This is a genomic window from Bradyrhizobium sp. NP1 (assembly GCF_030378205.1).
Lineage (GTDB): Bacteria > Pseudomonadota > Alphaproteobacteria > Rhizobiales > Xanthobacteraceae > Bradyrhizobium.
Genome location: NZ_CP127385.1, coordinates 4365237 through 4385151, shown reverse-complemented (window position 1 = coordinate 4385151; position 19915 = coordinate 4365237). Strand labels below are relative to the sequence as shown.

The window sequence follows — 19915 nt, the reverse complement described above, 5'->3', positions numbered from 1 at the left end:
GCGTTTCTATTTCAGCGCGTCGGACGTCAATTTGAACTTCTGGATGCGCTTGCCTTCGACCTCGCCGGTATAGACGTTGCCGAGCTTGTCGACGGCCATCGCATGGAGCAGGGCGAATTGCCCGGCGTTGCGGCCGCTGTGGCCGAACGTGCCGACGACGCTGCCGTCGTCGCGCCTGATCACCCGGATCTCGTTGTTGGTGCCGTCGGCGTTCAACAGATAGGTCTGCTTCGGATCGGGCCAGAGCGCGAGGTCGAACACTGCGCCGTCGCCGCGGCTGTTCTTCTCGTAGAACCATTCCTTGACGAAAGTGCCGTCCTTCCTGAAAACCTGAACGCGGTTCTGGCTGCGGTCGCAGACATAGACGAGCCCGTCACCGGCGATCTTGATGCAATGCACGGGATTGCCGAACTGCTGCTGAACGGGAGCCGCCGGATCGTAGGGCGGCTGCTTGTCGTCGTTCGGCTTGTTGCCGTAGGCGCCCCAGTGCCGCTTGTAGGCGAGCGTGGTGGCGTCGAACACGATGACGCGGCGGTTGCCATAGCCGTCGGCGACGTAGAGCTCGTTGGCGCCCTTGTCGATGGCGATCTCCGCGGGCTTGCCGAGCTGGGTGGTGTCGTTGCTGTCGGTGCGCGGCGCGATCTTGCCGATCTGTCCGAGATATTTGCCGTCGAGGGTGAATTTCAGGATCGCACTGTCGTTGTCGGCGTTGCCGCCGATCCAGACGAAGCCGCGGTCGTCGACCTCGATGCCGTGCTCGCGGCCGACCCATTCATAGCCTTCGCCCGGGCCGCCCCAGGAGCGCAGCAGATTGCCGTCGACGTCGAACTCCAGCACCGGAGGTGCCGGTACGCAGCATTTCGCGCGCGGAGGCGTCAGCGTCGCGGCCTTCTCCGCCTCGCTCAGCGATCGCGGGCGCTGGATGACCCAGATATGCCCTTGCCAGTCTACGGTGATGCCGCCGATCTGGCCGATGATCCAGTTGTTCGGAAGCTGCTTGGGCCAGGAGGGGTCGACCTGGAAGGTCGGGATGTCGCCGGCCTGCGCCGGTAAGGAGGCGGCGCTGGCCGTCACCAGCACGGTCGCGACGACGACGGAGGACAGGATGCAACGACCGGCGGCACGCCGGCCGCTCTTCTGCGCCCAACTCATGGCGTTCTCCCCAATGATTTTTGTCGGCGGTTCTCTCGTCCGCCTGGCCGACAGTCAATCGTGGGGAGACAGACGAGTCAATCGCGCGGCCGCGTTACTCTGGGCTGCGGAAATCCACGAGCTTGCGCGCCCTGTAGTCATACAACTTGCCGGTTTCGGCAAAGGTCGGAAGGCACAGCGGCACGATGAGCTCGGCGACCTGGTCGGGCGTCTCAAGCGTCATCGGATCCTCGCCGGGAAATACGGTGGCGCGCATGCGGGTGCGGATCGGGCCCGGGCTGAACAGGTTGACGCGCAACGCCGTCGACGCCGTCTCGTGGGCCCAGACCCGCACCAGGGTCTCCAGAGCGGCCTTCGAGACCGCATAGGGGCCGAGATAGGCCGATGCCTTCTGGGCGACGCCCGAGGTCAGGAACACGGCGCGGCCGGCATCGGATTGCTTCAGCAGCGGCTCCATGCAGCGGATGAGCTGGAAGTTCGCCGTGACGTTGATGGCGATCACGTCGCTCCACGGCTTGAGGTCGATATGGCCAAGCGGCGATGACGGACCGGGGACGCCGGCATTGCCCACCAGAATATCGAGCTTGCCGTGGCGCTCATGGAGCGCAGCACCCAGCCGCGCGATGCCGTCGGTGTCAGCGAGGCTGAGCGGCACCAGCGTGGCGCTGCCGCCGTCCTTCCGGATCTCGTCGTCGAGCTCTTCGAGCCCGCCCTGGGTGCGCGCCACCGCCACGATGTGCGCGCCCGCTTTGGCCAGCGCTTTCGCGGTGGCAAAGCCAATGCCGCGCGAGGCGCCGGTGACGAGAGCGATGCGGGAAGCGAGGGGGAGGGTCATGAAAAACGGTTTTCTCGGCAGTCGTCCCGGCGAAAGCCGGGACCCATACGCCGTGACAGTTATGAGGGAGAAAGCTGCTCGTGTTTAACCGTGTTCAAGACAAGGAACGTCGGTGGTTATGGGTCCCGGATCGCGTTTCGCTCGCTTGTCCGGGACGACGGCTTAGCTTGCTTCGGCGAGGAGCGAGAGCTGGCGCGTCTGATGCTCGGCCTCGCTCTGGTCAGTGAGGCTGGTCGGATAGTCGCCGGTGAAGCAGTGATCGGCAAATTTCGGGTTCGCGGGGTCGCGGCCGGGCTCGCCCATGGCGCGGTACATGCCGTCGATCGACAGGAAGGCGAGCGAATCAGCGCCGATGATCTCGCGCATCTGTTCCAGCGTATGGGTCGCCGCGAGCAGGCCGCCGCGGTCGGGCAAGTCGATGCCGTAATAATCAGGATAGAGGATCGGGGGCGAGGCGAGGCGGAAATGTACCTCGCGCGCGCCGGCGTCGCGCATCATGCGCACGATCTTCTTCGAGGTGGTGCCGCGTACCAGCGAGTCGTCGATTAGGATGATGCGCTTGCCCTCGATCGCGGCGCGATTGGCGTTGTGCTTCATCTTCACGCCGGATTCCCGGATGCTCTGGGTCGGCTGGATGAAGGTGCGCCCGACATAGTGGTTGCGGATGATGCCGAGCTCGAACGGCACGCCGGAATGCTGGCTGTAGCCGACCGCCGCCGGCACGCCGGAGTCCGGCACCGGCACGATCACGTCGACATCGACATGGCTTTCCTTCGCAAGCTGCGCGCCGAACGCCTTGCGCACCTCGTAGACCGAGCGGCCGTGGACGGTCGAATCCGGTCGCGAGAAATAGATGTATTCGAAGATACAGGGCCGCGGCGGCTTCGGCGGGAACGGCTTGTGGCTGTGCGCGCCGTTGTCGTCGAACACCAGGATCTCGCCGGGCTCGACGTCGCGGACATATTTGGCGCCGATGATGTCGAGCGCGCAGGTCTCCGACGTCACGATCGGGCAGCCGTCGAGCTCGCCGAGCACCAGCGGGCGGATGCCGAGCGGGTCGCGGGCGCCGATCAGCTTCTTGTTGGTCATCGACACCAGCGAATAGGCGCCTTCGATCGTGCGCAGCGCCTCGATGAAACGGTCGATGAAGCGATTGCGCTTGCTCTGGGCCACCAGGTGCAGGATCACCTCGGTGTCGGTGGTGGACTGCATCATGGCGCCGTTTTTGACGAGCTCGCGGCGCAGGGTCAGGCCGTTGGTGAGGTTGCCGTTATGGCCGACGGCGAAGCCGCCGGCGTTGAGCTCGGCGAACAGCGGCTGCACGTTGCGCAGGATGGTGGCGCCGGTCGTGGAATAGCGGACATGCCCGATCGCGACGTTGCCAGGCAGCCGCTCGATCACCTCGCGGCGGGAAAAAGTGTCGCCGACCAGCCCTAGCCGCCGTTCGGAATGGAAGCGGTTGCCGTCAAAGGAGACGATGCCGGCGGCTTCCTGGCCGCGGTGCTGCAGGGCGTGCAGCCCGAGTGCGGTGATCGCGGCGGCGTCGGGGTGGCCAAAAATGCCGAACACGCCGCACTCCTCGCGCAGCGTGTCCCCTTCGAGATCCTCTTGTAGTTCAATCCCCGCCGAGCCGTGGTCCAGGTCGAGCCAGCCGGCACCGGCGGGGTTTTGCATCTCGTCCATCGCGGCCTCTCTCTCTGGCTCTGCGGCTCAGCGCGCCGGCTTCTCGATCAGCTTCTTGAGGCTGTCGCGAGCGGGTTTGCTGTAGCCGTCGCTGCCGCCCGGCGAGGACGGCTCGGCATCAGTCTGGTCGTCGTCCGGTTTGTTTTTCTTGAACCTCTTCAAGATGGTGTTCTCGGGGTCATCCGGCAAGAGCGACATCAGCCAATCGCCGGTTCCCTGCAGCACCACCCGGGATTTCGCCCCCGTAACCCAGTCCGGGCGCTGCTTCTCCGGCACCAGCCAGGAGAAGAACAGGAACGCCACAACCACGATCAGGAGGCCGCGGGCGAGCCCGAACAGGAAGCCCAGCGTGCGGTCGAGCGCGCCGATTCGGGAATCCAGGATCATGTCGGAGATCCGCACCGTGATAATGGAAACCACGATCAGGGTGCCGACGAAGACGCCGGCCACGACCACGACCGCAGCCACGGTGTCATTGCTGAAATAGGTCTTGGCGGTCGGCAGCAGCTTGGAAAATGAATAAAGCGTCACCAGCGCCGCCGCGCCCCAGGCGGCGATCGACAGGATCTCGCGCATGAAGCCGCGCACCATCGCAAGCAGGCCCGAGACCAGCATCACCCCGAGCAAGATCAGATCAAGTATCGTTATCGGCATCGGCTGGTCAGGTCCGCTCGTCCATTACCCTGTTTGCGAATCGGCGCGTCGGTGCCGTCCTAGCTGAGGGGCAGAGCGGCCATCCCGCAAGGCTGGAGATCGCGCTGTCCAGCCCATCTTGCGCGCGGGTTGTATAGCGGCGCGGGCCGGGAACGTCACGCCCGGCTAGCCGTCCTGACGGCGGAATCTCGCAGGTGTGGTATTTTTCTCAGGCTTGGGCTCTTCCCGGGTCTCGTCTCGGTTGTGGTTTCTTCTTGGTGAACCGCGGGCGGCAATTTCGGCGACAAGGCTGGTCAAATTGCCAACCGCGTCCAGCTTGAGCCCGGCGTCCCCGCCGACCTCGCCACGGGCCGATTCGGGCAGGATCGCGCCGGCGAAACCGAGCTTGGCCGCCTCCTTCAGCCGAGCGTTGGTCTGCGCCACCGGGCGGACCGCGCCCGAGAGAGAAACCTCGCCGAAATAGACCGCATCCGTCGGCAGCGGCGCATTCACCAGCGATGAAACCAGGGCGGCAGCGGCGGCGAGATCGGCCGCGGGTTCCTGGATGCGCAACCCGCCGGCGACGTTCAGATAGACGTCATGGCCGGAAAGCTTGACCCCGCAATGGGCCTCGAGCACCGCGAGCACCATGGAGAGCCGGCTCGGATCCCAGCCGACCACCGCCCGGCGCGGGGTGCCGAGCGAGGTCGGGGCCACCAGCGCCTGCAGCTCGACCAGGACCGGGCGGGTGCCCTCAATCCCGGCAAAGACGGCCGTTCCCGGGCTGCCGAGGTCGCGTTCCGACAGGAACAGCTCGGAGGGATTGGAAACCTCGCGCAAGCCAAGCCCCGTCATCTCGAACACGCCGATCTCGTCGGTCGGGCCGAAGCGGTTCTTCACCGCGCGCAGGATCCGGAACTGCTGCGAACCTTCGCCCTCAAAGGAAAGCACCGCATCGACCATGTGCTCGACCACGCGGGGGCCGGCTATCTGGCCATCCTTGGTGACGTGGCCGACGAGGATGATCGCCGCACCCGATTTCTTGGCAAAGCGGATCAGGGCCTGCGCCGAGGCGCGCACCTGGGTCACCGTGCCCGGTGCGGATTCCACCGTGTCGGTCCACATGGTCTGTATGGAGTCGATTACGATCAGCCGCGGCACGGCGCCTTCCGACAGCGTCGAGACGATGTCCTCGACCGAGGTTTCCGCCGCAAGCTGCACCGCCGCGTCCGACAGCCCCAGCCGCTCGGCGCGCAGCCGCACCTGCGCCACCGCCTCTTCGCCGGAGATATAGACGACGCGATGGCCGGCGCGGGCGAGCTGGCTGGTGGCCTGCGTCAAGAGCGTCGACTTGCCGATACCGGGATCACCGCCGACCAGGAGCACTGAGCCGCGCACGAAGCCGCCGCCGGTGACGCGGTCGAGTTCGGCCATGCCGGACGACAGCCGTGGCGCGTCCTGGCTTTTGCCGGTCAAGGTCTCCAGCGCGAAGGTCCGCCCCTTGCGCTTGGAGCGGATCGAAACCGGGACCGAGCCCGTGGCGTCCTCCTCGGCGAGCGTATTCCACTCGCCGCAGGCGTCGCATTTGCCCTGCCAGCGGTTATAAGCCGCGCCGCAGTTCTGGCAGACGAAGGAGAGGGTGGATTTGGCCATGCAGGCTGATAGCAGCTTCGGGGAGGGCGCGCCGCAATGATTTTGCGAATCGCTGGACACGACAACGCGCCGAAGAGGAAAATCAGGCGATTATCGCCGTCCACAATAGCGACAGGCCGGCGGCGATCATGATGCCGTCCATGATCAGGCGAAACATGTCGGGCTCGAGCTTCAGCACGAAGCGTTTGGCGATGAAGGCGCCGAACATCAGCGAGGAGCCCGCGACCAGGCCCTTGAGCGCGACGTCGGCGTTCAGCGCGCCGAAGCGCTCGAAGGTCACGGATTTGCTGACGTAAAGGCCGAGCGAGCTCGCCGCTTCCGTGGCCAGAAACGCGCCGCGGGAGAGGCCATAGAACAGGAACAGCGGCACGCTCAAGGGACCGGTCGAGACCACGATGCCGGTGAGATATCCGATCAGCGCGCCGCCGAGCGCGAGATGCCAAAGGTTCGCTTTGAGCTGATGCCGCGCGAGCCAGTGCCGCACCGGCACCATCGCGATCAAGAAGCTGCCGATCGCGATGTCGACAGCCCGCGACGGCAGCGCCAGCAGCGTGCGAGCGCCAAGTGCCGCGGCCGGAATGCCCGGGAGCGAGTAGGCGACGCAGGCGCGCCAGTCGACCTCGCGCCACCAGGCAAGGATGCGAGCGAAATTGGCCATCACGGCCGCGATCGCCATGATCGGCACCGCCTGCTTCGGCCCGTATTCGTAGATCAGCACCGGCATCAGCATGATCGAGGAGCCGGTGCCGACAATGCCCGATATCGTGCCGGCGAGCAGGCCGACGATCAGGATGAACAGGTAGCCCAAGGGGATGTCTCCCGCGAATCGGTGAAAAGCCTAACGCGCACCGGAAGGCCGGGCCAACGCGGCCTGCGGGATGGCGCTTTCCATCCTGCACCGCGAGATGCCGCTGTCAGATCACGCCGCCACTTGGTGCAAACGCGAAAGATGCGCTCGACTTTGCGTCGCGGAGCGGCGACGATCCGGTAATCTGATAACGCTTTAAATAAAGAGAACTTGGGGAAACGTCATGGTGTCTTCTGAAGTGGGCGCGCTGCGGGGCGGCGCGTCGGTACAAGGCGTCAGCGCGGACGAGAAGAAGGTGCTTGCCGCCACCCTCGTGGGCACGACGATCGAATGGTACGATTTCTTCGTCTACGCGCAGGCCGCCGGGCTCGTGTTCGGGCCCTTGTTCTTCGGGCCGATGGTGCAGAACAATCCGCTGCTGGCGCAGATCGTGTCGTTCGCGACCATCGGTTTGTCGTTCCTGTTTCGGCCGTTGGGGGCGATCTTCTGCGGCCATATGGGCGATCGCATCGGCCGCCGCGCGCTGTTCGTGCTGACCCTGGTGCTGATGGGTGTGGCGACGGCGGTGATCGGCCTGTTGCCCACCTATGCGCAAATTGGCCCGTGGGCACCGGCATTGTTGATCCTGATGCGCATCCTGCAGGGATTTTCCGCAGGCGGCGAATGGGGCGGCGCGGCGTTGATGGCCGTCGAACATGCCCCGGTCGGCAAGCGCAGCTTCTTCGGCTCGTTTCCGCAGATCGGCACGCCGATCGGCATGGTGCTCGCCACCGGTGCATTGTGGATCCTGACCAATTGGCTAGGCAAGCCGGCGATGACGGAATGGGGCTGGCGCGTGCCGTTCCTGTTCTCCATCGTCTTGATCGTCATCGGTGCGATCATCCGCCGCTCGGTCGAGGAATCGCCGGTCTTCGCCGAAATGGTCCGCCGCCAGAAGGAATCCGCCGCGCCGCTGCGCGACCTCCTGCGCGGCCATAGCCGCGAGATCCTGCGAACCGCGCTGATCTTCATGGCGAACAATGCGGCCGGCTACATCTTCATCGCCTTCATGATCAGCTACGCGCTGAACACGCTGAAGATGCCGGTCGATCAGGTTCTGCTGGTCTCCACGCTCGGCGCCGTCACCTGGTTCATCTTCACGCTCACCGGCGGCGTGCTTGGCGACCGATGGGGACGCGTGCGCACCTTCCAGGTCGGCTACGCCATCATGGTGCTGTGGGCCGTGCCGATGTGGTTCCTGATCGACAGCAAGAACATCCTGCTGTTCTTCGTCGCCGCCGCCGGCCTGACGCTCGGGCTCGGGCTGTCCTACGGCCCGCAAGCCGCGCTCTACGCCGAGCTCTATCCGGCGAACGTGCGCTACTCCGGCGTGTCGGTCGGCTATGCGCTCGGAGCGGTGTTCGGCGGCGCCTTCGCGCCGATGATCGCGCAATGGATCATTGGCGTCTACGGCAGCTCGTGGGCGATCGGCGTCTACATCATGATCCTGTCGATCATCTCGCTTGCTGCGGTGTCCACGATCAAGGACCCCAAGGGCGTCGACCTCAACGCCGGAGGCATCGTGCATTAAGGCGCCGTGCTGGCAGTGCGGCGGGACGCGTCGGTCCGGCGCCGCCGCTTTTGATGCTGACGCCTGCTGCCGGCTGCTGACATCATGCTGTCAGCAGACCCGCGCTATCGGTCTGTTCCGGTCGGATTGATTGAGAGGAGCGAGGCGTGGCTATCAAGGGAAGCTGCCATTGCGGCAAGACGCAGTTCGAGGTCAACGAGGCACCGTCGACGGTGACAAGCTGCACCTGCTCCTTGTGTTCGAAGCGCGGCGCGCTGTGGGCCTATTACCGGCCCGCGCAATTTCGCCTGACGTCGTCGCCAGACGATGTCGCGACGTATCAGTGGGGTAGCCGGACCGTCAAACATCATTTCTGCGCGGCTTGCGGTTGCGGCACCTATTCGGAATCCCCGGATTGGTCGAGCGGACAACCGGACTTCGACAATCCGAAGGTCGGCGTCAATTCGCGGCTGTTCGACGATTTCGATCTGGCCGCGGTGCCGGTGACCGTGATCGACGGCAAGAACCTCTGGTGACTAGCGCAGCACGATCCATGCCGGCGCGTGATCGCTCGCGCCGTCCTCTGCGCGCACGTCGCGGTCGACGCCTGCCTTGGAGAGGCGCGGCGCCAGCGTCGGGCTCAGCAGCAGATGATCGAGCCGCAGGCCCGCGTCGCGCGGCCAGCGGTTGCGCTTGTAGTCCCAGAAGGTGAACATCGGCTGGTCCGGGTGCAGGGTGCGGATCGCATCCGTCCAGCCCTGCTTGGCCAGTGACGCGAACGCGGCGCGGCTTTTGGGCTGGATCAGGGCATCCTTGTCCCATGAACGCGTCGGATAGATGTCGCGCGGCGTCGGCGCGACGTTGTAGTCGCCGGCAAGCACGACCGGCAATTCCTGCTTGATGAACGTCGCAGCGTGGCGGCGCAGCCGCGCGAACCAGGCGAGCTTGTAGTCGAATTTCGGCCCGGGCTGCGGATTGCCGTTCGGCAGATAGAGGCAGGCCACGATGACGCCGCGCACGGCGGCCTCGATGTAGCGCGCTTCCTTGTCGTGGGGATCGCCGGGCAGCTCGGAGCGGGTCAATACCGGCGTTGCCTTGCGCGCGAGGATGGCGACGCCGTTCCAGGTCTTCTGTCCGCGCCAGACCGCGTTGAAGCCGGCCTTCGCGAGCGCCGCTGCCGGAAATTCGTTGTCGGCGGCCTTGAGCTCCTGCAGCGCGACGACGTCGGGCCGCGCGCGGCTCAGCCAGGCGAGCAGGTTCGGCAGCCGGCGGTTGACGTTGTTGATGTTGAAGGTCGCGATCTTCATGTAGAGAGGCGGTGGGCGGGTCCGTCGACCGTCACGGGAGGTTCCATGTCGAAGCCGTGTTTCGTTATTCTTGCCGTATTGATTGGATTTTCCAATGCGGCTTCGGCGCAGACCGCGACGGCAGACCAGCGCGGCGCCTGCAAGGCCGACTACCAGAAGTTCTGCGCGGGCATCGCGCCGGGCGGGGGCCGGATCGTCGCCTGCCTGAACGGCCAACGCAATCAGCTCAGCGATTCCTGCAAGAAGGCGCTCGACAGCAGAAAGCAGTAGAGCGACGCGGCGTCAGGATGGGGCTGCGATGGAGTCCGCCCGTGGTCCGGCGGTTTCGCCGCCCTTGTAGACACGGGCGTAGCGCGTGCCGAGGCTGGTCAGCACCTCATAGCCGATGGTGCCGAAATGATGCGCGAGCTCGTCGACGGTGATGCCGTCGCCGAGCAGCGTCACCATGTGGCCGCGCCGCGCCGCGTTCGTCGGCAGGTCGGTGATGTCGACGGCCGTCAGGTCCATCGATATCCGCCCCGCGACCGGGCAGCGCTTGCCGGCGACCACGACTTCGGCGCCGCGGGTGCCGTCATTGGCGCTGGCGGCGCGGAAGTAGCCGTCGGCATAGCCTGCCGACACGATGGCAAGCCTGGTCGAGCGTCGCGCCGTCCAGGTGCCGCCATAGCCGACGGTTTCGCCGCGCTCGACATTGCGGATCTGCACGATGCGCGCCTTGAGCTCAACCACCGGCTGCATCGGATTGTCGGCCTCCGGCGTCGGATTGACGCCATAGAGCGCCGCGCCCGGCCGCACCAGGTCGAACTGGAATTGAGCGCCGAGGAAGATGCCGGACGAGTTCGACAGTGAGGCCGGCACGCCGGAAAACCGGCTTGCGATCTCGCGGAAGGTCGCAAGCTGCCTGGCGTTGACCGGGCTGTTGAGCTGCTCGGCCGAGACGAGATGGCTCATCACCAGCGTGATGCCGTGATCGCCGGCACTGATACGCGGGATGATGCCCTGCGCTTCCGCGATCGTCAGCCCCAGCCGGTTCATGCCGGTGTCGATATGGATGGCGGCGCCGCCGTGCCAGCCCGAGCGGCGGCAGAACACGTCCCATTCGGCGAGCTCGTTGAGGTCACCGATCACGGGCCGGCAGTTGATCTTGGCGTAGGCATCGCCCGAATTCTGGAAGAAGCCGTTGAGCACATAGATGGTCGTCGTCGGCAATGCGCCGCGCAGCGCCCGCGCCTCGTCGAGGGTTGCGACGAAGAAGGTCTTGCAGCCGGCCGCGGCGAGGGCGCGCGCCACGGGCGGGATACCGCAGCCATAGGCGTTGGCCTTGACGACCCCGGCGCATTCGGCGGGAACGCCGGTCTTTTCCAGCTTGCGCCAGTTGGCGACGATGGCGTCGAGGTCGACGGTCAAGATGCCGGTGGCGGTCGCGAGTGCCGCCGCCTGATTGGCCTCGGGCGAAAGAATGCCGCCCACCGGCCTCGGATCGGAAATGATGTTCATGTCGCCGTTTTACGCGCCGGGCAGGGGCGGTTCAACCGAACAATCGGATGCGGCGCCGGGCGATTTTTCAATCGATTTCGGCTCCCGCCGCTAGTAGGCGCGATCAGGCAACTGGCCGTCATGCGCGAGATCGCCGAACCGCGTCACCGAAGCATCGAAATGCAATTCCACCGTGCCGGTCGGGCCGTGGCGCTGCTTGCCGATGATGACTTCCGCGCGGCCGAGCGCCCGTTCCATGTCGGTCTGCCATTTGGTGTGCTCTTCGGTGCCGGGGCGCGGCTCCTTCATGGCGAGGTAGTATTCCTCGCGGAACACGAACAGCACGACGTCGGCGTCCTGCTCGATCGAGCCGGATTCGCGCAGGTCCGAAAGCTGCGGGCGTTTGTCGTCGCGGTTTTCGACCTGGCGAGACAATTGCGACAGCGCGATCACGGGGACGTTGAGCTCTTTCGCGAGCGCCTTCAGGCTCGTGGTGATCTCGGTGACTTCCTGCACGCGGTTGTCGGAGCGCTTGGCGCTGCCCTGCAGAAGCTGGATGTAGTCGATCACGATCAGGTCGAGGCCCTTCTGCCGCTTCAGACGGCGGGCGCGCGCCATGAGCTGCGCGATCGAGAGGCCGCCGGTCTCGTCGACGTAGAACGGCAGCGACTGCAGCTCGATCGAGTAGTCGCGGATCTTCTCGAAATCGCCCTCGGTGATGCCGCCGCGCCGGATATGGCTCGATGGAATTCCGGTGCGCTCGGCGATGATACGGGTCGCGAGCTGTTCGGCCGACATTTCGCAGGAGAAGAAGCCGACAACGCCGCCATTGACCGCCTTCATGGTGCCGTCCGGCTGGACTTCGCCCTGATAGGCGCGGGCAATGTTGTAGGCGATGTTGGTGGCAAGCGAGGTCTTGCCCATGCCGGGACGGCCCGCCACGATGATGAGGTCGGAGGACTGCAGTCCGCCCATTTTGGTATCGAGGTCGCGCAGGCCGGTGGCGATGCCTGACAGCTTGCCGTCGCGCTGAAACGCCTTCGCCGCCATGTCGATGGCAACCGTCAGCGCCTGCGAGAATTTCTGGAAGCCGCCGTCATAGCGGCCGGATTCGGCGAGTTCGTAGAGCCTGCGCTCGGCATCCTCGATCTGAGCCCGCGGCGCAAAATCGACCGGCGCGTCATAGGCGACATTAACCATGTCCTCGCCGATCCCGATCAGGTCGCGCCGCAGCGACAGGTCGTAGATCGTGCGCCCGTAGTCCTGGGCGTTGATGATGGTGGTCGCCTCCGCCGCAAGACGGGCGAGGTATTGGCCAACCGTCATGCCGCCGATGTCGGTATCGGCTGGCAGGAAGGTCTTCAGGGTCACGGGGGTTGCGACCTTGCCCATCCGGATCAGGCTGCTGGCGGTCTCAAAGATCGTCTGGTGGATCGGTTCGAAGAAGTTCTTGGGCTCCAGGAAGTCCGAGACCCGGTAAAAGGCGTCGTTGTTGACCAGGATCGCGCCCAACAGGCTCTGTTCCGCCTCGATATTGTGCGGAGCGCTGCGATAGGCCGGGGTTCCGGCGTCGGGCGCGAGCTTCAGGACGGTCGAATCAGTCGGAGCCATGGTTCAGATTATTCTTGATTGGGGTCGTTGTTGGGGTGTCGGCCCCGGGGGGAGCGATAAAGCGCTCGCCGGGTAGCGAGCGAAAGGCGGAAGCTGTCTTATTCACGATTCACACAAAGAGGAATGTGGATCGGGCAAGGATTCGGAAAGACCCCCGCATTCCGCTTGACGGCTGGGCACCAGAATCACCCGCTCCGGAGCGGGACGTGGCATGGCGCGCCGTAGGCGTGAACCTTCTGCCGACTGAAGTCTACAAATGCCCACGTGGCCCGGTGGAGCGGATTATCCAAAACTCCACCAGAGCCCGGGATTTGCTCGCCGTTTGCAGTCGTATTCAGGTCAGGAGGAGGTAAAGCAGCGCGAAAAGCGCGGCGCCGATACCCGTCGCGATCAGGGCATAGTCGATGCGCAGGTCGTTGGGCGCGCCGAAATATGGTTCGCGTGTGTTCCGGGTCATGGGGTTGGTCTAGGCCGCCATGCGCCGGTGTCGTGTGAAGCAGTTCACATCTGGCCAATTTTCTTTTTCCGGCCGTCTCCATTGGAACATCAAGCGGGTATTCCGTGTTTTCCGGCACGGGCCGAGGACAGGACGTCGAGGACGAAAATCATGGCGCAGAAGTTCAAGACTTTGCGGCCGAAAGCCTGGCGGCCCAAAGCGTGGCGGTCGTTGCGCGACGAGCGGAAATGGCTGTCGCGGCTGATTTCGGCAATCGAGCGGGTGACCCGGCCCGAGATCCGCAGCCAGCCTGACGATCCCCGCTTGCGGGCCCGGGTTCGTGCGCGCCTCGCGCGGCCGGCGTTGCCCCGGGCCACCAGCCGCTCGGCCTATCGCACCCGAAACTGACGCTATTCGCCGGCGATCTTGAGCCGCGGCCGGTTGCCGCGCTCGACGCCGCGCAGCTTGGCCTCCTCATGCACGATATAGTCGCGCGTCATCGGCACCACGCCCTGGCGTTTGGTGAGCTGGACCTGGAAATTCATCAGGTTCTGCTTGCGGAACGCCATCTCGGAGGCCGCCAGATAGAATTCCCACATCCGCGCGAACCGTTCGTCATAGAGCTGCACGGCCTCTTCGCGGCGCGCCATGAAACGCTCGCGCCAGGCTTTCAGCGTCTCCGCGTAATGCAGCCGCAGGATCTCGGTGTCGCAGACCAGCAGGCCCGCGCGTTCGATGGCGGGAAACACTTCCGACAGCGCCGGAATGTAGCCGCCCGGGAAGATGTATTTCGCGATCCACGGGCTGGTCACGTCCGGCCCGGTGGAGCGGCCGATCGAATGCAGCATCATGACGCCGTCGTCGGTGAGCAGGTCCGCGCAGCGCTCGAAGAAGGTATCGTAGAAGTCGACCCCGACGTGCTCGAACATGCCGACCGAGACGATGCGATCGAAAGGACCGGGGATGTCGCGGTAGTCCTGCAGCAGGAACCGCACCGATCGCGTCAGGTTCTTCTCGGCGGCGCGGGCAGTTGCCACTTCCAACTGCTCGGTCGAGAGCGTGATGCCGGTGATGTCGGCGCCCGTCATCTCCGCAAGGTACAGCCCAAGGCCGCCCCAGCCGGAGCCGATATCGAGCACGCGGTCGCTGCGGCGGATCAGGAGCTTGGCGGCGAGATGGCGCTTCTTGGCGAGTTGCGCATCATCGAGCGTGGTATCGGGTGTGTCGAAATAGGCACAGCTATATTGCTTGTCGGCATCGAGAAAGAGCGAGTAGAGCCGCCCGTCGAGATCGTAGTGGTGGGCGACATTGTTCATGGCGCGCTTGCGCGGATTGAACTGGCGTACGTGCCGCAGAAGCAGATAGCGCGCCCACCATTGCGGACGCGCCCAGTGCGGCAGGACCTGCGGCTGATCGAGCAGGATCGCGAGCGCATCCGCGATCGTGCCTTGCTCGACCACGAAGGTGCCGTCCATGTAGGCTTCGCCCAGCGCCAGCTCGGGATTGAGAAGAATGCGGCGTTCCGCATGATGGGTGACGAACCGCACCGCGACGGGTTGGCCGGTGCCGTCGCCGCAGGTGAACTTCGCCCCGCTCGCGGTGGTGAATGTCATCGAACCACGACGAACGAATTGCGACAGCAAGCTCCGCAACAAACGATCCATCGTAACCACCAGGTTTTCCGGCCGTTACACAGACGCCTTTGGAACTCTTTGGTTCCATGTCCTGAACCAGATCATAGGGAGGACAAGGGGCGCAAGCTAGTGCGTTGTAGTCAAAGCGGATATTCGAAAATGTCGCGTTCGCGCGCTTGCGCCTTATGTCCGCTTCCATTCGCGCGATAATCGGCTAAAAGGTGACGCGCCGCCGGTCCCGAACCGGACGCAGCGCGCGTTTTTCCGCATCTGGAGAGTTAAGGGAATGAGCCGAGCGCTCACTTTTGCGACGGTGATGCTTCTGATCGGCTGGCTCGGCTCGGATCAGGCACTGGCCCAGGCAACCAATCTCGAGGCCGGCAAGAGCCCCTCCCAGATCTTCGCCGGCACCTGCAATGCGTGCCACAAAAGCCCGCGCGGCCTGTTGAAGTCGGTGCCGCCGAGCTCGCTGCCTGGATTCTTGCGCCAGCACTATACCACCAGCCCGGAAATGGCTGGGGTGCTCGCGTCCTATCTCGTCTCCAACGGTGCGACCGACACGCGCTACGGCGACAGCCGCGCGAAGGGCGGGAAAGACGGGGAGGGTGCCAAGGAAGGGGCGAAGGAGGGCGCGCGCGAAACGCGGCAGGAAACGCGGCAGGAGCCGCGCGAGCCGGAGCAGCTCGACCGTTTTGGCCGCCGCCAGCACCCGGCGCCATCGGGCACCGAAGCCGCCAGGCCCGCCGAGCGCCAGCCGCCCGCCCAGGCCGAGGGCGAGCGGGGACCCGACGGCCGCAGGCTGTCGGCCAAGCAGCGCGCCGCCAAGCGTGGCCGGCCGGGGGCGGAAGACCCGCCCAAGGCCGAGGAGCCGGCCGCAGCCTCGACCAGGAGCGATACCGCCAAAGTCGATGCCGGCAAGGCTGATACCGGTAAGCCTGATACCGGCAAGCCTGATACCGGCAAGCCTGAGGCTGCAAAGAGCGAAGCGGCGAAGGACGAGGGCGCCAAGCCGTCCGGCGAGGCCAAGCCCGAAACCGCGAAGCCCGAAACCGCGAAGCCTGAAGCCGGCAAGGCTGATGCCGCCAAGTCTGATACTGCCAAGTCCGATACCGCCAAGGTTGATCCCGCCAGGGACACGCCGTCCGAATCGCCGGCCACCCGGCCCGACCCGGTACCGCCGGTGACGCCAGCGCCGCCCGCATCGGCCGCACCGGCGCCAGCCGCACCGGCTGCAGCGACCGCGGCCGCGAAGCCGGAGACGCCGCCGGCAGCCCCTGCGGCGACCTCGGAGCCGTCTGCGCCGGCCGTAACAGCCGCAGCCCCTCCGCAGCCGCCGGTTGCCCCCGCGGGGCCACCGACCCCCCCGATCTCGCAGTAGCCGATCCACGGCAGGCGGCCGCTCCCGCCTCCGCTTGACCACAACTAGAGTGTAGCTCTAGAGTGATAATCCAGTCAGCGACGGACTGAGTTATCGGCGGGAGCGTGATGGTGGCGTTGTCGGTGCGCGATGACCTTTTGGCTGCAGGGCTCGCGGTGTTCGATCGCGAGGGCCTTGGCGGGGCAACCGTCGCCGCGATCCGCGCACAGGCCGGCGTTTCCAACGGCAGCTTCTTCCATTTCTTCGAATCCAAGCGCGAGCTCGCCGGCGCGCTGTTCGTCGAGGTGCTCAGGCATTATCACGCTGCGCTGCTCGCGGTGCTCGATCCGGCGCCACCCGCCCGCGAGGGGATCGCGGCGCTGATCGGAGCGCATCTCGACTGGGTGGTGAACAGCCGCCGCGAGGCGCGCTATCTGTTCGAGCTGTCGCGCAATGAATGGAGCGAGGCGGTGCGCGAGGCGCAGCGCACCGAAAATGCGCGCTTCGCCGAAGGGATCGAGCGCTGGCGAGCGCCGCTCGTCGCGTCGGGCGAACTGCTGGCGATGACGCCTGCGCTGTTTGCAAGCCAGATCATCGGGCCCGCTCAGATCTTCTGTCGCGCCTATCTTGCGGCGCGCGACCGCGCCGATCCGCGGCAGCACGGCGAAGCACTGATCGCCTGCGCGATCCGCGCGCTGACGCCCAGCGAAAGGATTGCGTCATGACGACGGGCCACGATCCGGACTTCGCCCCGATCGCGAAGCGAATCCACGACAGCGTCGGCCGCCAGGGATTTATGGCGCTGGTGGGCGCCGAGATAGCAGAGCTCAGTCGCGGTCGCTGCACGCTGAGCGTCTACCGTAGGCCCGAGCTTTTGCAGCAGCACGGCTTCTTCCATGGCGGGGTCACGGCCTTCCTGGTCGACAACGCCACCACCATTGCGGCCGCGAGCTCGCGCGGCCAGCCGGCGCTGACGGCCGAGTACAAGCTCAGCCTGCTGTCGCCGGCGGTCGGCGAGCGCCTGATCTGCCGCGCGCGGGTGATCAAGGCGGGCCGCCAGATCGCAGTGGTGGCGGCCGATGTGTTCTGCCTGACCGGTAGTGCCGAGAAGCACACTGCAACCGCGCTCGCCTCGATCGCGATGCTGCAGGAGGAGGCCGCCGCCTAGACGCAGAACCCGGCCTGATCGCTCAGGCCGGGTCCGGTTTGTTGCGTCGTCGCGCGAAAGCGACGCGCGATCACTTCTCGGCAGGGGCCGCTTCGGGCGCCGGCTGCGCGACATCCTCGTGCTGCGCTTCCGGATCGAAGAACTCGCCGGCCGCGGCGAGCGCCTCGGCGGCGGCATCCTGATCTTCCCGGCGGGTCGAGATGTCTTCGCCGCGCTTGATCCGCTCGGCCTCTTCATCGCTGCGCGCCACGGTCACGGTGATGCTCGCCTCGACTTCCGGGTGAACGGCGATCGTCACCTTCTGCTGACCGATCGCCTTGATCGGCGCATCGAGCCAGACCTGCGGGCGCGCCACGGTGACGCCGTCATTGGCGAGGGCCATGACGATGTCGCGGACCGACACCGAGCCGAACAGCTGGCCGGCTTCGGAGGCCTGGCGGATGATGACGACGTCGCGGCCGTCGATCTTCTCGGCGACCTTGCTCGCTTCCGACTTCGCCTGGATGTTGTTGGCCTCGAGCTCGGCCTTCATGCCGTCGTACTTGGCGCGGTTCTCGGCGGTGGCGCGCAGCGCCTTCTTGCGCTTCAGCAGGAAGTTGCGGGCGTAACCGTCCCTGACCTTCACGACCTCGCCCATCTGGCCGAGCTTGGCGACGCGTTCCAGCAAAATGACTTCCATATTCGTCTCTCCTTCAAAGTGATCAAAGCGGGTTGGGTGGATCGAGGGTTCTCATGAAGCGGGCAGTGGCGGTGGCCGCCGGCGCAAATAGCGCGCGCGAAAGCCGAACACCGCGTCGGCGATGCCGAGCGCGATCATGACGAGCAGGAGCCAGCTGAACATCACGACGATGGCGTAGGCGCCGGCGAGCCAGAATGCGCGGGCATTGAGGGACTGCGTCACCGTGTGCAGCACGGCAAAGCCAATGAACGCATAACCCATCAGCATGGCGGTCGCGGCGATCTGCGCCAGCAGGCCGGGGAGCCCTCCGGTAAAGCAGAGGGCCAATGCGATCGACAGCGCCGCGAGCGTCATCGGTGGCAGCGCGGTATTCTTCAGGTCGGGCCACGGACGCTGCAGCCGCCCGGAGGTCGCGGCGATGCTGGCGGCGAGCCAGAGATTGAGCGTCAACGTCATCACCGCCATGATCGCCGCGGTTTCCGGCGCAAGCATCGCCAGCATGTCCGCCAGCCGCTCGATATCGCGGGCGGAACTTTCGGTCGCGACCACCTTCAGGAACTGCAGGAGCGCGCTGCGCAAGCTGTTGTTGATGGTCGCTGCGTCGTTGCCCATCGTCAGCAGGGCCGCTGCCGTGGTCAGGGTGGCGAAGCCCGCGATCCAGAGCAGCAGGCGGCCGACGGGATACCACTCCAGTCCCGGCTCTACGGCGCTGCCGCTCGCGATGGCGGAGGGTTGCGGCCGTCCCAGCAGCGCGAGGTGGCCGAGCCACCAGGCGGGCAGGACGACGGCAAGCGCAAACGCGACGCCGAGCGGCGAGCCGAACAGGATCGCAAGGGCGGCCGCCGCGATCACGCCGCCGAGTGACGCACAGAGCGGTCCCCATCCCAACGCTGCCACCATCAGGGGCAGCGGGGCGAGGCAGAGCAGCAGCAGCGAAATCAGCGCGCCCGATACGATCGAGACGAACATCAACGCCGACGCTGCGCCGGCAGCTAAGGCAACAAGCAGAATGGCGATCATCAGCTGTCCCGCCCCCTTCGAGCGGTTAGAGGTCTGTTCGACCCCAACCATCGGCGACCGGCGGAAGACCGGAAGCCTTATGAGATATAAAGTGTCCGCGGCATCGCCGCCGCGGACGGATCGTCAGCGAATGACGTAGGGCAAGAGGCCGAGGAAACGCGCGCGCTTGATGGCGCGGGCGAGTTCACGCTGCTTCTTGGCGGACACGGCCGTGATGCGGCTCGGCACGATCTTGCCGCGCTCGGAGACGTAACGCATCAGCAGCTTGGAATCCTTGTAGTCGATCTTCGGCGCGTTCGGACCGGTGAACGGGCAGGTCTTGCGGCGGCGGAAAAACGGACGGCGGGCACCAGCATCAGCCATGATTCTTACTCCTCTTCCCCGCCTTCGGCGTCATCGCGCGGGCGGCGCGGACCGCGGTCGCGGTCACCGCCGCGGTCACCACCGCGGAAACCGCCGCCGTCGCGATCGCCGCCGCGGAAGCCGCCGCCACGATCGTCACGCTCGCGGTCGCGGTCGGCCTTGCGCATCATGGCGGAGGGGCCTTCCTCGAGCTCGTCGACGCGGACGCTGAGATAGCGCAGGACGTCCTCGCTGATCCGCTCCTGGCGCTCGACCTCGGCAATCGCGGCCGAGGGGGCGTCGACGTTGAGCAGCACGAAGTGCGCCTTGCGGTTCTTGTTGATGCGATAGGTCAGCGAGCGCAGGCCCCAGCTCTCGGTCTTGGTGACCTTGCCGCCAAGACCCTGGATGATGCCGCTCATCTGAGCGGTCAGCTCGTCAACCTGTTGGGGGCTCGCGTCCTGACGCGCGAGAAAAACATGCTCGTACAGAGGCATGGACGTCCTTTCCTTATGCGTTGGCGCAGACCCCGGCGGCAAGCCCTTCGAGACCTTCGGAAAGGACTCGATATT

At 65.7% G+C, this 19915-nt stretch carries 22 protein-coding genes; 7 read left to right on the top strand and 15 right to left on the bottom strand.

Annotated features, from left to right (window positions below; genetic code table 11):
• Positions 1-6: 6 nt before the first annotated feature.
• The 6 genes from QOU61_RS21190 to QOU61_RS21165 all read right to left on the bottom strand — a co-directional run bounded on the left by QOU61_RS21190 (position 7) and on the right by QOU61_RS21165 (position 6764).
• A complete protein-coding gene (locus QOU61_RS21190) occupies positions 7-1152 on the bottom strand; it encodes an NHL repeat-containing protein (RefSeq protein WP_289653143.1) in 1146 nt (381 codons plus the stop codon).
• Positions 1153-1246: 94 nt separating this feature from the next.
• Positions 1247-1987, bottom strand: a complete 741-nt coding sequence (locus QOU61_RS21185; RefSeq protein ID WP_289653142.1) for an SDR family NAD(P)-dependent oxidoreductase — start codon at positions 1985-1987, stop codon at positions 1247-1249.
• Positions 1988-2149: 162 nt separating this feature from the next.
• Positions 2150-3670 (bottom strand): amidophosphoribosyltransferase, encoded by a 1521-nt coding sequence (gene purF / locus QOU61_RS21180; protein ID WP_502876801.1) that lies wholly within the window; start codon positions 3668-3670, stop codon positions 2150-2152.
• Between the two features lie 27 nt (positions 3671-3697).
• The gene (locus QOU61_RS21175; protein WP_289653141.1) at positions 3698-4324 is read right to left on the bottom strand and encodes a CvpA family protein; all 627 of its coding nucleotides are present in this window, start codon (positions 4322-4324) and stop codon (positions 3698-3700) included.
• A gap of 165 nt (positions 4325-4489) precedes the next feature.
• Positions 4490-5956 carry a DNA repair protein RadA gene (radA, locus tag QOU61_RS21170; protein ID WP_289653140.1) on the bottom strand — a complete coding sequence of 489 codons (1467 nt, stop codon included), beginning with the start codon at positions 5954-5956 and terminating at the stop codon, positions 4490-4492.
• An 82-nt stretch (positions 5957-6038) separates the two neighbouring features.
• Positions 6039-6764 carry a sulfite exporter TauE/SafE family protein gene (locus QOU61_RS21165; RefSeq protein ID WP_289653139.1) on the bottom strand — a complete coding sequence of 242 codons (726 nt, stop codon included), beginning with the start codon at positions 6762-6764 and terminating at the stop codon, positions 6039-6041.
• A gap of 223 nt (positions 6765-6987) precedes the next feature.
• On the opposite strand from QOU61_RS21165, the gene QOU61_RS21160 reads away from it, so the two are divergent.
• On the top strand, positions 6988-8334 hold the full coding sequence (locus QOU61_RS21160) for an MFS transporter (RefSeq protein WP_289653138.1): 1347 nt from the start codon (positions 6988-6990) through the stop codon (positions 8332-8334).
• A gap of 146 nt (positions 8335-8480) precedes the next feature.
• Positions 8481-8849 (top strand): GFA family protein, encoded by a 369-nt coding sequence (locus tag QOU61_RS21155; RefSeq protein WP_289653137.1) that lies wholly within the window; start codon positions 8481-8483, stop codon positions 8847-8849.
• On the opposite strand, the gene QOU61_RS21150 is transcribed toward QOU61_RS21155, so the two are convergent.
• Complete coding sequence (locus QOU61_RS21150) at positions 8850-9620, bottom strand: exodeoxyribonuclease III (RefSeq protein ID WP_289653136.1); 771 nt, start codon at positions 9618-9620, stop codon at positions 8850-8852. It lies immediately after the preceding gene.
• A 45-nt stretch (positions 9621-9665) separates the two neighbouring features.
• Here QOU61_RS21150 and QOU61_RS21145 point away from each other — a divergent pair, with 45 nt between their 5' ends.
• Positions 9666-9890, top strand: coding sequence for a cysteine rich repeat-containing protein (locus QOU61_RS21145; protein WP_289653135.1), 225 nt, complete (start codon positions 9666-9668; stop codon positions 9888-9890).
• Between the two features lie 12 nt (positions 9891-9902).
• Here the strand turns inward: QOU61_RS21145 and alr are convergent, their stop codons facing one another.
• The 3 genes from alr to QOU61_RS21130 all read right to left on the bottom strand — a co-directional run bounded on the left by alr (position 9903) and on the right by QOU61_RS21130 (position 13164).
• A complete protein-coding gene (gene alr / locus QOU61_RS21140; protein ID WP_502876800.1) occupies positions 9903-11117 on the bottom strand; it encodes an alanine racemase in 1215 nt (404 codons plus the stop codon).
• Positions 11118-11207: 90 nt separating this feature from the next.
• Complete coding sequence (locus QOU61_RS21135; protein ID WP_289653134.1) at positions 11208-12707, bottom strand: replicative DNA helicase; 1500 nt, start codon at positions 12705-12707, stop codon at positions 11208-11210.
• A 334-nt stretch (positions 12708-13041) separates the two neighbouring features.
• The gene (locus QOU61_RS21130; protein ID WP_289653133.1) at positions 13042-13164 is read right to left on the bottom strand and encodes a hypothetical protein; all 123 of its coding nucleotides are present in this window, start codon (positions 13162-13164) and stop codon (positions 13042-13044) included.
• 150 nt (positions 13165-13314) lie between these two features.
• Here QOU61_RS21130 and QOU61_RS21125 point away from each other — a divergent pair, with 150 nt between their 5' ends.
• Positions 13315-13551, top strand: coding sequence for a transcriptional regulator (locus tag QOU61_RS21125; protein ID WP_289653132.1), 237 nt, complete (start codon positions 13315-13317; stop codon positions 13549-13551).
• Between the two features lie 2 nt (positions 13552-13553).
• On the opposite strand, the gene QOU61_RS21120 is transcribed toward QOU61_RS21125, so the two are convergent.
• Entirely contained in the window at positions 13554-14807 is a 1254-nt protein-coding gene (locus QOU61_RS21120; RefSeq protein WP_289653131.1) for a cyclopropane fatty acid synthase, read from the bottom strand.
• A 256-nt stretch (positions 14808-15063) separates the two neighbouring features.
• Between QOU61_RS21120 and QOU61_RS21115 the strand changes: the two genes are divergently transcribed.
• The 3 genes from QOU61_RS21115 to QOU61_RS21105 all read left to right on the top strand — a co-directional run bounded on the left by QOU61_RS21115 (position 15064) and on the right by QOU61_RS21105 (position 17302).
• Positions 15064-16155, top strand: coding sequence for a hypothetical protein (locus tag QOU61_RS21115; protein WP_289653130.1), 1092 nt, complete (start codon positions 15064-15066; stop codon positions 16153-16155).
• Between the two features lie 107 nt (positions 16156-16262).
• Complete coding sequence (locus QOU61_RS21110) at positions 16263-16859, top strand: TetR/AcrR family transcriptional regulator (RefSeq protein ID WP_289653129.1); 597 nt, start codon at positions 16263-16265, stop codon at positions 16857-16859.
• Complete coding sequence (locus QOU61_RS21105) at positions 16856-17302, top strand: PaaI family thioesterase (RefSeq protein ID WP_289653128.1); 447 nt, start codon at positions 16856-16858, stop codon at positions 17300-17302. The genes QOU61_RS21110 and QOU61_RS21105 overlap by 4 nt, the downstream gene beginning before the upstream one ends.
• A gap of 70 nt (positions 17303-17372) precedes the next feature.
• Here the strand turns inward: QOU61_RS21105 and rplI are convergent, their stop codons facing one another.
• The 4 genes from rplI to rpsF all read right to left on the bottom strand — a co-directional run bounded on the left by rplI (position 17373) and on the right by rpsF (position 19840).
• Positions 17373-17981 (bottom strand): 50S ribosomal protein L9, encoded by a 609-nt coding sequence (gene rplI, locus QOU61_RS21100; protein WP_289653127.1) that lies wholly within the window; start codon positions 17979-17981, stop codon positions 17373-17375.
• A 51-nt stretch (positions 17982-18032) separates the two neighbouring features.
• Complete coding sequence (locus tag QOU61_RS21095; protein ID WP_289653126.1) at positions 18033-19001, bottom strand: DUF2232 domain-containing protein; 969 nt, start codon at positions 18999-19001, stop codon at positions 18033-18035.
• 123 nt (positions 19002-19124) lie between these two features.
• Positions 19125-19364 (bottom strand): 30S ribosomal protein S18, encoded by a 240-nt coding sequence (gene rpsR / locus QOU61_RS21090; RefSeq protein ID WP_054163395.1) that lies wholly within the window; start codon positions 19362-19364, stop codon positions 19125-19127.
• A 5-nt stretch (positions 19365-19369) separates the two neighbouring features.
• Complete coding sequence (rpsF, locus tag QOU61_RS21085) at positions 19370-19840, bottom strand: 30S ribosomal protein S6 (protein WP_289653125.1); 471 nt, start codon at positions 19838-19840, stop codon at positions 19370-19372.
• Positions 19841-19915 lie beyond the last annotated feature (75 nt).